This window comes from Microcoleus pseudofavosus SVA1_A4 (assembly GCF_036700565.1).
In the GTDB taxonomy this organism is placed as follows: domain Bacteria; phylum Cyanobacteriota; class Cyanobacteriia; order Cyanobacteriales; family Microcoleaceae; genus Microcoleus.
In genome coordinates this window covers 1-12,931 of sequence record NZ_JAUBPE010000125.1, presented here as the reverse complement: position 1 = coordinate 12,931, position 12,931 = coordinate 1, and the positions used below count along the sequence as shown (strand labels likewise).

12 protein-coding genes are annotated in these 12,931 nt (G+C 45.2%); 9 read left to right on the top strand and 3 right to left on the bottom strand.

Annotated elements, in window-relative coordinates; all coding sequences use genetic code 11:
- The first annotated feature begins 577 nt into the window (after positions 1 to 577).
- The 6 genes from QUA02_RS31665 (at position 578) to QUA02_RS31640 (ending at position 2,856) form a co-directional block, all read left to right on the top strand.
- Positions 578 to 907, top strand: coding sequence for a hypothetical protein (locus QUA02_RS31665; RefSeq protein ID WP_333033639.1), 330 nt, complete (start codon positions 578 to 580; stop codon positions 905 to 907).
- A gap of 122 nt (positions 908 to 1,029) precedes the next feature.
- Positions 1,030 to 1,278, top strand: a complete 249-nt coding sequence (locus QUA02_RS31660) for a hypothetical protein (RefSeq protein WP_333033638.1) — start codon at positions 1,030 to 1,032, stop codon at positions 1,276 to 1,278.
- Between the two features lie 34 nt (positions 1,279 to 1,312).
- Positions 1,313 to 1,525, top strand: coding sequence for a hypothetical protein (locus QUA02_RS31655; protein WP_333033637.1), 213 nt, complete (start codon positions 1,313 to 1,315; stop codon positions 1,523 to 1,525).
- A gap of 385 nt (positions 1,526 to 1,910) precedes the next feature.
- The gene (locus QUA02_RS31650) at positions 1,911 to 2,051 is read left to right on the top strand and encodes a hypothetical protein (protein WP_333033635.1); all 141 of its coding nucleotides are present in this window, start codon (positions 1,911 to 1,913) and stop codon (positions 2,049 to 2,051) included.
- 99 nt (positions 2,052 to 2,150) lie between these two features.
- Positions 2,151 to 2,345, top strand: a complete 195-nt coding sequence (locus QUA02_RS31645; RefSeq protein WP_333033634.1) for a hypothetical protein — start codon at positions 2,151 to 2,153, stop codon at positions 2,343 to 2,345.
- A 184-nt stretch (positions 2,346 to 2,529) separates the two neighbouring features.
- A complete protein-coding gene (locus QUA02_RS31640; RefSeq protein WP_333033633.1) occupies positions 2,530 to 2,856 on the top strand; it encodes a hypothetical protein in 327 nt (108 codons plus the stop codon).
- Between the two features lie 112 nt (positions 2,857 to 2,968).
- On the opposite strand, the gene QUA02_RS31635 is transcribed toward QUA02_RS31640, so the two are convergent.
- Complete coding sequence (locus QUA02_RS31635; protein ID WP_333033632.1) at positions 2,969 to 3,109, bottom strand: hypothetical protein; 141 nt, start codon at positions 3,107 to 3,109, stop codon at positions 2,969 to 2,971.
- Between the two features lie 267 nt (positions 3,110 to 3,376).
- Between QUA02_RS31635 and QUA02_RS31630 the strand changes: the two genes are divergently transcribed.
- From QUA02_RS31630 to QUA02_RS31620, 3 genes are all read left to right on the top strand, one after another.
- The gene (locus QUA02_RS31630) at positions 3,377 to 4,012 is read left to right on the top strand and encodes a TetR/AcrR family transcriptional regulator (protein ID WP_333033631.1); all 636 of its coding nucleotides are present in this window, start codon (positions 3,377 to 3,379) and stop codon (positions 4,010 to 4,012) included.
- A gap of 111 nt (positions 4,013 to 4,123) precedes the next feature.
- Positions 4,124 to 5,848 carry a DHA2 family efflux MFS transporter permease subunit gene (locus QUA02_RS31625; RefSeq protein WP_333033630.1) on the top strand — a complete coding sequence of 575 codons (1,725 nt, stop codon included), beginning with the start codon at positions 4,124 to 4,126 and terminating at the stop codon, positions 5,846 to 5,848.
- A gap of 130 nt (positions 5,849 to 5,978) precedes the next feature.
- Positions 5,979 to 6,140 (top strand): hypothetical protein, encoded by a 162-nt coding sequence (locus QUA02_RS31620; protein ID WP_333033628.1) that lies wholly within the window; start codon positions 5,979 to 5,981, stop codon positions 6,138 to 6,140.
- Positions 6,141 to 6,348: 208 nt separating this feature from the next.
- Here QUA02_RS31620 and QUA02_RS31615 read toward each other — a convergent pair whose 3' ends face one another.
- Positions 6,349 to 6,690: an HNH endonuclease gene (locus QUA02_RS31615; protein WP_333033627.1), complete on the bottom strand. Its 342-nt coding sequence runs from the start codon at positions 6,688 to 6,690 to the stop codon at positions 6,349 to 6,351.
- A gap of 102 nt (positions 6,691 to 6,792) precedes the next feature.
- Positions 6,793 to 12,528: an alpha-2-macroglobulin family protein gene (locus tag QUA02_RS31610; protein WP_333033624.1), complete on the bottom strand. Its 5,736-nt coding sequence runs from the start codon at positions 12,526 to 12,528 to the stop codon at positions 6,793 to 6,795.
- Positions 12,529 to 12,931 lie beyond the last annotated feature (403 nt).

Genomic DNA, 12,931 nt, shown 5'->3' with positions numbered 1-12,931 from the left:
ATAGGCACAGACATTTTTCCTACAGTGAATGTATGAAAATCCTTAGTCATCAAAGCCAGAACTGCGGAATGTGGGTTGTAAGCGTGCTTGTTCGTCAGGCGTCATGTTGAGTCTCTCAAAATTATTTATTGACTATTGTAACTCTTGAGACACTCTATTCTTCAGTTCCTCTAAAATGGCTGATTGACTCTAAAACATATTTTTTGGGGAAGCTCAGTGTCGATTTCCCCAAAAGCAGCGCACTGTATCATACTTTTGTATATTTGCAAAATCGGGATGCTCCCGCTCTTTGTCGTGTCGAACAAAACCAATTAGCTGCTGCGTTGTGTACTTGCATTGTGGTTGCAGGGTCCAACCAATCCGAAACTGAAACTGCACCTGTACCGGGAAGTGGGAGGGACGATTAATTCTTGAGTTGATAGAAGATGCCGTCTCAAATTTCTCTTCTAGTCCAGTTAGTGGGTTGGGGTTTTTTATGGGGAAATGATGCAACCTGTAAGTAATCACGCCACCCTTCACATCTGGAACATCCCCCACGCGACTAATCCCCTAAAACGAGTACGAGGCTCGAATTATCATGACAAACTTTGGTATTGGGTTGCCAACGACACCAAGTTTCACGCCGCAATTGTTTTATTCGCAAAATCTGGATTTTGTGCCCAGTCCAGACGATACTTTGCCGTCGGTCATTCCTGGTATAAACAGCTTGCCAGCTCAATCTGATGGCTGCGAACGTGTAAGGGTAATGGTTTTTGGATCGAGCTACGGGGTGACATACACGATTCGCTGGCTTTACAGGCTACAGTTCGCCCATATCAGCGAGTGGAGTTTCCTTATGCCTGCTCCAAGTGAGGGTGAATTTATGAGCATTGTTACCAAGCGAATCCCACTGAGTCCAACGAACTAATTGGCATGAAATTTGGTAACAACTTGGTAACAACTTAGTAACAACTTCTTCGGCGACGCTGGCGATAGTTTCATCTGTATCAAAAGCGATCGCCAGTTTCTTCTATCAGACACCAGTGAGGAATGACTATGACCAACGGCAACGGGCTTAACGGTGACACCCCTAACGGCGACACGCCCCAACCCGATCCAATACAAAAGTTAACGGAATATGTCGAATCTGTGGAGATTTCTCTGGAAATCCAGGAAGATAAAACAGACGCCATTGAAGACCAGGTGGCAAGTCTTACCGAGCAGATAACCGAGTTGAAACAAGAAATAAAAGACATATATGGAGACGAAGAAGACTGGAAACGAATGTCAAAGACTTGACGGGCTTATCGCACGCCGTCAGGAGAAAAACCGATTGCAGCGTTCCAAGCTGGAGCGAACCAAGCGCTTGCGAGATGAAGCTGCCTTGACCCGACCTTTTAGAAAGTCTCCCCTGCTAGACTTCGTTGATGATTTGGTACACAGACCCCCAAATCAAGAACAGATGCGCCAGCTCAAAGAACTACTTCTAGAAGAACAGAAGGCGATCGCTAAACTCATTGCCTTAGTTGACCAGTACCTAGAGTAGCGGTCTGCCGTTCGCAAAACAGCCCAGTGACACCCGCTGCTGGGCGAGTTTTGTTTTTTGTAGATGGTAGGCGAGATCCTTCGGGAATTCTTGATTTTGCTCAACAAACACGCGGTGTGGATTAGCTGTAAATTGGATGATTTTTCGATTATCGTGCCTTACTTAATTGAGTGAAAATGAGAGCTTCTGAAACAGCCATCCCAACCAGAAACTTCCGTAAATACTACAACAACTCAAGCAACTGAGTTGGCTCCGAATCAAGAATCAGAAGACTCTCAAGAACTGTGGGAATTAGCCAATAAGCGGCTCAAGCGAATCCTGGCAAACCGATGAAGTTACTGCACGGGAGGATACTGCTACTTCACTGCCTAATGAAGCGGACAAAGTGGCAAATGAAGCTAGTGAAGCATTGCACGATAAGGATTGCAGCACTACTTCCCTACTTCCCGAACCAGAGCGATCGAAGGCATTGGCGAGGGTGATGGCGCTTCTGAGCAGTCGGGGAAGCAGTGAGTCGATACAGTAAGTGAAGTCATTGCCCTGATTCCTACTCAACCAGATAAAGCGCTTTGGTTGAGCTTAAAATTACTGAGATTGGGAGTCATAGCAAGCAGCCGAGATGTGTTTGGCTGTGGTACGGGAGGTAAAGCATTCCAGAAAGCGAAAGACTGGTATCGCGTCCTGGAGTCAACCTTTGGAAAAATTGTGGAATAGCATGAAATTTTTGTGGCAACAACTCGATAAAAGAGACGAACTTATAGAGAGTTATCGCCAAGCTTTAGCAGCCTATGCCGAAGCAAGAGAATTGGAGCGATGTTAGTTGTTACGGACACCTGAAATCGAGGCGGTAGAAAGGCGGTGGAGACGGCCCAGACTCCGCTATTGAAAGTGTTAGATTGCAAGCTGCTGCCAGAGATGTAAACTTGAGTAAAATCTAGATACAATAATAGTTAGGGTGCCTGGTTTAAAACAATCCCATTGGCTGCTAATTTATCTGTACCGTCATGTTTTACGAACCGCCGCAACTTCAGGGTAAAATCAGAAACATTAAGCGGAGCACCAACAAATTTAATTCGACAATTGGGACTGGTCAGATATTCATGAGCGAACGCTTGGTGTATGATGGCGAACTGCGTGAGGTTCGCACGCGAAAAGAAGCGATTGAGGTTGCCTTGCGAATAGCAAAACAAATCAAAAAAGAAGCTTTGCTGCAAATTGAATTAAAAGCTGTAGGCGAGGAACTCTATGTCAAATGGGTTGATTTGGAACTCGTTAACGGTGGTAGCGAATACTGTGCCGTTTTCATAAAGGAGTGCAGTAGTTTGCTGTGAAACCTGCTTCATCTCAAGATGTTCAAGCAGTATTAGAGCACCTAAAAACGCTTAAATTAAAACGTGTTCTGATAGATTGCGGATATGTAGATCCAGACTGGCAATCAGAACTCTAAAATTCTCTGCACGCGATCGCACCGCTCGGCACGCACAGAATTAGTGAATAGGGCGAATGAGTAAATTTTGGCCCGTCTTTTTTGAGCTGCGAGTTTCGCTCCTGGGCTACAGGTAAGGCTTTTGACGGAATTGTCACCCCTCAACCTCTGCGGTGAACAATCGCAAGCGCGGTTCCCGAACAGAGGAGGGGAGTGCTGCCACTCCTTTCAAGTCTACCTCTCGGCTTTACCCCAGAAACCGGCTTTCTTGCTGCGATCTCTAGTTTCGGAGCGGCGATTTTTCCGAGTTTCCCGGCATATAAGCGTAAATCCCACCCTCCTGTGTCTCAAAAATCCGTCTTTCTGCTGAAGCTACAGCCCTTTGGCGAGCTAGAATATGTAAGTTAGTGCTTACATTAATTGAGATGAGTAGAACGAATCGAAGTGCAGCAGAAACCCGCGATCGCCTGTTGAAAGCCGCGATTGAAGTTTTCTCTACAGAAGGCTACGTTGGAGCGACAACTCGTGAAATTGCTCGTGTTGCAGATGTGAGTGAAGTCACTTTGTTTCGCCGCTTTCAGAGCAAAGAGCAAGTGTTGAGTGCGGTTGCCCGCCACATTACAGCATTGCGGACGGAGGCGTTGGCGCATCAAGAGGAATGGACTTATGACCTGCGCCGCGATCTCCTGCATTATGCAAAGCTCCACGACGACATGCTGGAGGAGTACGAAGCTCTATTTCGGATGTTTATTGGTGAAGCTCACCGGCATCCGACAGAAGCACTGGAGGTGCTTCAGCAATCATTTTTACCGCTGCGTGAAAAACTAATTTCCTACCTACAAACCTGTGTTGAACGCGGCAGTATTCGTCCGAATGTTGACCTGCCGCTGGCAGTGGATCAATTGACTGGAATGCTGCTGTCTGGTATGATTCGCCGCCATGTTTCTCAAGTAAACCGGGGCTACAGCCGTAAGGGATACATCGAAGGGTGCGTGGATTTATTTGTGCGGGGAGTCAGCACAGCAGCGTCTTCTGTAAGTCGTACTCCGTCTCCAGAATGAAAGTTCCTGACAATTTTCGTATGAATTTGGCATTTTCGGATTGAAGCACCCTAAGCCGTTGCGGTGGTGCAAAGCACCTGCCGTGAGCGATCGCAGAAGTAGAGACGAAAGATGGAACGCCCTCAAATACAGAGTCATGCAACTGAACCAGATTCTATGGATATTCGGGCTTTTACCGAGTTGGAAGAGTCTGAGCCTCAAGACCAACAAAACGCTCAACAAAACGCTCAACAAAAGCGAGCAAAACCATTAAAAAAATTGAAACAATCTGCCAGCGATGCAGCCGGGTACGTGGAGGGACCGCTCAAGTGGGCGATCGCCCTGACGGCTTCTCTGGGAGCCATTCTAGAAGTCATTGATACCAGCATTGTGAACGTTGCTTTAACAGATATGCAGGCGACATTAGGCGCAACCGTGACCGAAATTGCTTGGGTCGTAACGGGTTACGCGATCGCCAACGTTGTGATGATTCCGCTCTCTGCTTGGTTGGGGGACTTCTTCGGCAAGAAAACCTACTTTGTCTTTTCAATGATCGGGTTCACAGCAGCCTCGGTCTTATGCGGTTTATCCATCAACCTGCCGGTGCTGGTGGTAGCTCGAATTCTTCAAGGCTTGTGCGGAGGCGGACTGTTGGCCAAAGCGCAAGCGATTCTGTTTGAAACTTTTCCCCCTGCGGAACAGGGGTTAGCGCAGTCGGTGTTTGGAGTTGGGGTGATTTCAGGTCCGGCTATTGGTCCCACGCTAGGTGGCTATCTGACCGATACGTTAGGCTGGCGCTGGATTTTCTTTATCAATTTGCCCGTCGGCATTGTGGCTGTCATCATGGCGATCGTGTTTCTCCGACCTGACTCGAAGCAACACGGACGGAGCCAGCAGAAAGTGGACTGGACAGGAATTGTACTGCTGTGTATTGCGGTAGGTAGTTTGCAAGCATTTTTGGAAGAAGGGGAAAAAGAAAACTGGTTTGAATCGGGTTTCATTGCGCTCCTGGCGTTTGTGGCGGTTGTGGGGCTGTTTCTGTTCATCTGGCGAGAACTCAGCACAAAAGCACCAGCAGTTGACTTGCGGGTTCTGCGGCATAAATCCCTGGCAGCCGGTAGCCTTTACTCTGGTATTTTGGGCATGGGGCTGTACGGAGCCTTGTTTGCTATACCGCTGTTTGCTCAAGGCGTGCTGAGATTTTCGGCAATGCAAACCGGATTTCTACTCGCTCCAGGAGCTTTAGCGTCCGCCATCATAATGGTTTTACTGGGCAAAATTTCGACTAAGGTGGATGCCCGCATTTTAATTGCGCTGGGAGCCGGTGGAACGGCAGCCGTCATGTTCGAGCTGGCAAAAATCACGCCCCAAACCGGAACTGATGATTTGTTTTGGCCCCTAATCTGGCGCGGTGCAACTACGGTTTTGATGTTTCTGCCTCTGAGTTTGGCAACATTGGGTTCCATCCCCAAAGAAGATGTATCGGCTGGCTCGGGCTTCTATAACTTGACTCGTCAGCTCGGCGGTAGTATTGGCATTGCCATTCTGACCTCATTACTGGCTCGACGAGAGGCTTTTCATCGAGCCATTTTGTTGGCAAAGTTAACGCCTTACGATCCAGAAACAACTGAGCGGCTCAGCGCACTCACTGGTTTGTTTCAGAGTCGCGGTTCTGATGCCGCAACTGCCCAACAGCAAGCCCTCGCCGCGCTCTCCCAATTAGTCAATACGCAGGCAGCCGTTCTATCCTACGCAGACATTTTTCGCTTTGTCGGCATTGTCTTTCTCTGCTCGCTGCCATTGCTGCTGTTTCTCGGCAAGGGAGGCGCTGGAGCCAAAGCACCTGCTGTTCACTAATTGCTTGATTGTAATTCTGTAGCGATTACTCTACAGCTTCCGGTTGGATAGACTTTGAGCTCGCTTGCTCCTCTACGACATCAACAATCCTGAATGTTGCCGTCCCAAAAGAAAGCCATCTCCCAAACAATTGGAAACCCTTGCAGCCAACCGACTCAAAGCCAAAATCAAGCGGGATTATCAAGAGTGGTATCGAGAAGTGGGTTTCATAGAAAGAGATAGGGTGAGTGCCGTTCTTTGGGCAAGAGAACAATTAAGGTTGTACGACGGTTATTGGTCTTTCTCCTATTAGTGACCAAACTTTCCTGATTATCGGCTTGAGTCCGACTCTATGCTCATCAAAAAACCACACTTCTATTTGAGCTTGAGGGTATTTCTCTTGCAATTCTTTGACTTTGGGCAACAACTCTTGTTTAAATTTCTTCTCTTGCTCTTGGTCGCCTTTTCGATGTTTAGCTCTCGGTTGCGGATACCAGCGGATTCGGATCGGATACATTGTTTCATACCGATTCCAGAGAGCACTCCATAATATCCCAGTCAATGCCATCATCGGGGAACAGCGACAACTGCCCCGGCGATACGTTGGACTGACCCCGGTTGTGATAAGAAAGGTGGCAGGCAGTACACAGGGCGACTAAGTTTTCGAGGCGGTTGTCCTCCGGTATCCGATTGCGATGATGTACCGTCAAAGTCAAAGAACAACGCTCAGATTTAGTTAAGCCACTTTGTTTGCCGGGTCTGAGGCACTGTTGGCGGCACTTAGCGCAGCGCCAAAGAGCGCTTTCTTTCACCGAGAGCGCAATCTCTTGCCAGTTGTCGGGATACCTCTTTGGTTTAGGCATAGCGGTAAAAGCTCATCTTTCTAAAATATGGCGATCGCTTTTGTTGCCATTACTTAGAATAACGCCTCATCCGGGCATAAAAGCGATCGCGCAACGGCTGATTTACTTATCCGACACAATCAAGGTAGAGGAAGCCGATCGCCCAAATTCTTCGGGAGCGTATTGTAAATGAGCTTCTGCGCCTGGCCAGAGGTAGATGCCGGGAGTGACAGAACGGACGAGATAGTGTAGGCTGTAGGCTCCGGGTTCGAGGCGATCGCTATAGGCGACAATGCGATCGCGATACATCGTTTTATACCCAATTTGCCAGCTATCACCTCGAGCTTCCACCGCCTTTGTAGAAGTTTGGAAACTGTTATCAATTGCCTCTAAACCAGCAGGTAGCTGGTCAGTAATTACCACATGATCTACAGGACGATCTGCGATAATTTCCAAACCGATATCAAACACTTGTCCAACTCCCAAAGTCAGCGGTTGAGGAATAGAAAGTTGCTGCTTTCCTAATATTTTATCCTGACCCGCTGACCGAATTTCTCGCACTACTCGCAACCCGTTTAAGCGTCCAGGCTGATTTCCCTGCAAACGATAGCCGTAATTAACTACATAGTGCAGAGTACCTTGACCAGATTTTTCAACTATTAAATCACCATTGCGCGGTAATTGATCTGTAGCTACAATGATAAATTGACTGGGATTGCGGTAGCCATCAAATTGAATTGAATCTAAGGTTTTACCCGCTAATTTTACGGTAGCTTGAAACTTGGGTGGTGTAGGTTGAGTTTCGCTGTAATCTACTAAAGCTGCAAGTGCTTCTGAGTTGTCATAAGTGCTTTGCCAAGTGCCATGTCGCCGCAGATTTAGGAGACTTTGCAATAAGCGATCGATATCTTCCGCCTTGCTTTTTTGAGCGATAAATAGTCGCAAAGCTTGAGATTGAATAGCGGTAGGAGATGCTATCCAGCTTACATTTTGAGGCAGATTAACCGTAGCTCTACGACCAGTGATATAGATGTTTTTTTGCAACTCGTCAGTCAGCAATTTAGACTCATCTTGCCAGTCTTTGAACTGCGATAGATAACGGGCTAGCTCAATTTGAGTGACTAGATTATATTCACTTCGCTGCTGATAGATATCTGCGATAAAGTCATTGCGTTTTTCGCCTAATTCTGCTAAGGCAATCAGAGATGATAGCCTTACCTGATTCTTGCAAATTTGCTTTTGGCAAAACTCATATTGTCCGGGGTCAGCAAGAGTTTTCTTCAAGTAGTCTCTCAGGCGAGACAGCATCCCAGCATTGACTGTATTGGGAAAAGCCTTAGATGCAGATGCGATCGCACTTGCAGTATAAGGTGTCAAAAATGGATCGGATTGTGCTTGTCCGGGATAAGAAGCAAAACCGCCATCTGATTGCTGAAGTTTTGATAGTTTTTCAAGTGCAATCGCCGCGGCTTTACTTGGGTTAAAATCTTTCAAACTTTGAGCATACTTTTGAGAAAGAGTTTGCAAATTAGCTGCAATTAATAACTGACTAGCTACTGGTTCCAAAAATGGTAATTGTTCATCCTGCAAAACTTGTTTCGCCGGTGCAATAATTTCTGGTATCAATGTACTAGCTAGGGAAATCTCCAAACCGCCGACACCTGACACCACATTTTGATCGACCTTCAGCGGAATTTTTACCTGATTTACAGTTGTCCCTGCTTCCACAACATTTTCTGTAACTTCTAAAGATTTCACCTCTAAAGGTACTTCAAACGCATCCACATTCCCATTTAATTGTGTGGCAAATTGAATTTTAGAGTCACCAGCATTACTCGCCAAAATGGGGAAACGATAAACATGAGTTCCCGACTCAACCTGAGTTTTTAGATTCGCCGACATTGGGGTATTACCTTCAAATTTTACAGCCCCGGCCACTTGACCATTAATTGTCAGATTGCCTTTTTGCTGAGTATTGTTAGTAACAGATAAGCCAGCTTGAATGCGATCGCCGGGACGCGCAAACTGCGGCAAAATTGGATGAGAAATCAGCGATTTAGTGGTAATAAATGTCGCCTCTCCCTTGCCAAAATCTAAATTGCCATCAGTAGCAACAGCCATCACACGCCAAGTTGTTAAGTCGTCAGGAAGTTTGAATTTAACACTCGCTTTCCCATTAGTATCTGTAACAACAGAACCATTGTAGTAAGCCAAAGCTTGAAAATCTTTGCGGACGCGAGTATTTGCTGCACCTGTAGAGAATCCACCGCCATAACCCCAACCTTTTGCCAGCGGCGAGGCCATATTTTCTAATACTACATTCTGTCGATTATCGTTGAAGCGGGTAGAAATTGACTGTTCAGCATAGACAGTTTTTACCAAATCAGGCGGGCGATATCCAGTTAGTTGCAGCACGGCTTCATTGACAACCATAACTGTAAATTGTCCCTTGATTGGCTTCCCCTGATTGTCTTGCAATTGCAGTTGTATAGTTTCCTCTGCACCGGGTTGTAATTCTTTTTTCTGAGGAGTAACTTGGACTTTCAAGTATTTAGCATCTAAACTGGTTTGAAAAGGAGCAAAGCCAATTTTTACCAGTTGTTCTAAACTTCCAGGTTCCAACTCTTTTAAACTCTTGCCTTGGCGGACTAGCACAGCTTCTACCGCTGCATTTGGCAACATTTCTGGCGTTACTTGGAACTGGATTTGAGGAGCACCACCCTTAACTTTAGTAACAGTTTGGTAGAGAGTTTTATCGCGGACAACTGCAAAGTATAACTCTGCTTCTGGATAAGGCGATTGAATTAAAGCTGTTGCCGTTTCACCTGGTTGATAGTTTTTCTTATCGAGTTTGACTTCCAGGCGATTATTATCGTATCTGTTACCCCAGTTTACAACATTTTCGCCTGTTGCCCAAATCTGCAAATCAGTGGCAGTTACTTCATTATTAACATCAACAAAATTAGCTCGAATGCGGTAAGAACCAGATTCAGGAGGATTGAGGGATACTGTTTGAGGATTGCTGCCAGATTTTACCTCGATTTTTGCTACTGTTTTGTATTCGATTTGATTGAGAGGATTGCGACTACCTTCAACTACTTGAGTGACGCTGCTGTAGTTAATTTTTTGCAGTTCAACGCGGACTTTTTGACCTTCTAGTAGTTTTCCTGTAGGATCTGTAACGATGAGTTGAATGGGTAAAGCTTTGCCTGCATCGGCAACGAAATTAGTCTGCAAACCAATTAGGCGATTACTGGGTAAAGCAGTAAATGTTTGAGAATCTGATACAGACAAATTTGAAACATCCGAGACTTCGATATCTACTCGATAATTCATCGGATAGGGCAAATCTTTGCCGACTGTAAATGTTTGATTGCCTTTACCGCTAGCATCTAATACAGAATTTTGTTGCAGCACATCGGTGGGAACGTTCGGGCTTTCTTCTGGCCAAAACCACTGCCGCCCAAAGGCGAATTGTTCCCAACCTTTCGGGGTAAATTCTGCTTGGCGGCGAGTGACATAATATTTGGCTTTTCCGCCTTCCAGTGGCGAACCAAACAGATAATTACTTTGAGCATTCGCCTCGATTTTATCGTCAATCAGTGCAATTTTTTTATTAAGGCTTAAATCTACCTTAAAATTGGGTGGTTTGAATTCAGCAATCCGAAATTGACCGGAAATTTCCGCTCCGCTTGCTCCTTTAGCTAGAATAGAATAGTAGCCTAAAGGTCGATCGCTGTCGATGGGCAATTTGAAAGAAAATGTGCCAAAATCATTAGTTGTATGAGTGCCCAAATCAGTTTTAGTACCGCTTGGAGTTTGCAGCGTGACTGCATAACTAGCATTTTTGTCTTGCTTGATAACTCCATTTTGGAGATAGTAGGCAGTTCCCGTAAACCAAGCTTTTTCCCCTGGTTGATAAAGTTGTCTGTCTGAGAAGATTGTACCGCGCGATTGGGGCTTGTTACTGTTCCAAGTGTCTCCCTCAATGCCGTAGCCATAAGCACCGCTATATTCTTCAGTTCTAGCAAATGCCCAGTCTTTGTTTTCGCGGGCAATGACTAATAATTTTGGTGCTTTTTCAAATCCGCCCGATTGAGATTTAATACACTTCTCTAAATTCTTACGGCTTAGCATTAATGCACCGTTATTGTCAGTTTTACCTGTTGCACAAGGAGTAGGTTGAGGGCTAAATTTTGCCTCTAATTGGGATTCATAAATCTCGACTGATGCTGCTACTGGGGAACCGTCATCGAGATGGTGTACTCGAATCAAACCTGACTCTGGGAACCACTGGGTAAATACTCCCAAATTAGTCAACTGAACTAAGCCGTAATTGGCAGGTTCTCGCCATTGCTGTTTACCTTTTTCATCCGAGTAAAGATTGGTGCGTGCTTGCACTCCATAGGCAAGCATTCCTGTTGCCGAACCTAGCTTTTCTCGCAAGGGAACTGTTATGTCATTTGTCTGATTTTTTTTACCTGAAATTCGGAAAGTTTGCCACTCCGAAGGATTGGAAAGTAAATCATTTCGCTCCCCCCTGGGATCTGCGTCAGCATTATAAACTAAATCAGTGGGTTGAACGACTTTATAAGCTGCTTTGTACTGGGATTCTGGCAAATTTACTGTGGAAATATTCAGTTGTAAGTCCTTACCTGCTGGAAAAATATTTAACCCTGTCGGTGTCCAAATTTCGCCCGAGACATCGCCTGTTTCATACTGTAATGTGACTGGTTTACCCAAGGTTTGACCGAATTTATCTTTGAGGTTAGCACCAATAGTAATAGTATATTGTTGTGCTGGTTCTAAACTCCAAGGATTGAGACTAACCAAGGATTCATTATCATAGGCTTGAACAAGTGTAGGAGATTTTTTAGGTGGGGGATTAACGGTGATATTTTCCTGCGCTGAATCAGCGATAACACCGTTATTAAATTGTAACTGACCGCTGCCTTTTACGAATCGCCCATAAGTACCGCCAGCATCGGGCTGTCCGAAAAAATTAATAGCTTTAAATGCCAAGGGTGAATAAGTTTCTACCTGGCTGACGAATGGTGTTTCGCTGGGGAGATTGCCGCGAAGGGGTAGCAAGCCAGAGTCAAATTGTAGGCGGTACTGAGTGGCTTTTTCTAGTGTTTGTTGGGGAACTATGGTATAATTAAAAGCGCGAACAGATGGATCGAAGTTTTCTTCTGGAGTTTGCTGTTCTTTTGATTCTGCCTCTGATTTTGCTAACTCTACTTTAACAGGCACTGTTTTTGTCTGTCCCTCTGGAATTAGTTTCAAATGCTGTTGCACAGAAGCTAAATCTAATTCTACATTTGATGTGAATTTCAGAGTAGGCTTTAAATCAATGGGTTGGAATTCTGAATTCTCTGGCTTAGAAGTTGGTAAATTTGACAGTTGGATGGGTTCTGTGTTAAATGTCCAAGCTAAATCTTTGTCGAGGCGGTGATTTTTTAAATCGGTTAAACCTGCTTTGATGGCGATTTGAATGCGAGTAGCTTTGGGTAATGCTTGTTCGGGTTGAAATCCGACCATGCGCGGGGTTAAAAAACGAAATTTACCGGGAATAGTAGGTTGAATTTCAAATAGTTTTAGTTGACTTTGCTGTTCGGAACTGTCAAGGCTTGCAACTGGAATTAATGCTTCTTTAAACCGAATCCGAATTTGGTTGAGAGGTTCAGCTTTTCCAGTAGGGCTAATTTCTTCAATCCAGTCTACCAGTTGCGGAGAAATTAGGGGAGCAACTGAGGGAAGTGCCTCATTTTTTGAGGATTTATTCGTGACTCCACAGGTTGTTATTGCCAGCGCGAGCGTGAAGACAAGTACCGCACCGATCCATTTTTTAAATTTCATAATTGATATCTTTTTTACGGATACTTGATCTACAGTTGACGCGATCGAGTTTCCAGATAAATTTATTAATTTTTTAACTCAACCACAGCCAGGAGTCTAGCCTTTTTCACAAAAATGAGGTAGACGAGATTCTCTGAATATCGGGACTTTCAAGCCTTATTACATTAGTCCTGGACGCAATTGTCACAATTGGTAAGGTGCGTCAGTTCCCGAAACTCTGAATCATCGTTCAAAAAATGCACAGCCACGCACCCTACAGTTTAACTTTCGTATGCCAGTTGCGTAAGCCCTGTACAGACCTCGTGTACCTGAGAAAGGCTATATCAACAGGGTAAGCTCATCTAATTTGGTATAAATTGTACTTGACAATGATTCAAATGAGTGTTATTAAGTCAAGTCGCTA

Bases quoted from the DNA above. Each gene is read 5' to 3' on its own strand.
- QUA02_RS31665 (WP_333033639.1), top strand. From the start codon at position 578: ATGACAAACTTTGGTATTGGGTTGCCAACGACACCAAGTTTCACGCCG.
- QUA02_RS31625 (WP_333033630.1), top strand. From the start codon at position 4,124: ATGGAACGCCCTCAAATACAGAGTCATGCAACTGAACCAGATTCTATG.
- QUA02_RS31640 (WP_333033633.1), top strand. From the start codon at position 2,530: ATGTTTTACGAACCGCCGCAACTTCAGGGTAAAATCAGAAACATTAAG.
- QUA02_RS31615 (WP_333033627.1), bottom strand. From the start codon at position 6,690: ATGCCTAAACCAAAGAGGTATCCCGACAACTGGCAAGAGATTGCGCTC.
- QUA02_RS31610 (WP_333033624.1), bottom strand. From the start codon at position 12,528: ATGAAATTTAAAAAATGGATCGGTGCGGTACTTGTCTTCACGCTCGCG.
- QUA02_RS31630 (WP_333033631.1), top strand. From the start codon at position 3,377: ATGAGTAGAACGAATCGAAGTGCAGCAGAAACCCGCGATCGCCTGTTG.
- QUA02_RS31660 (WP_333033638.1), top strand. From the start codon at position 1,030: ATGACTATGACCAACGGCAACGGGCTTAACGGTGACACCCCTAACGGC.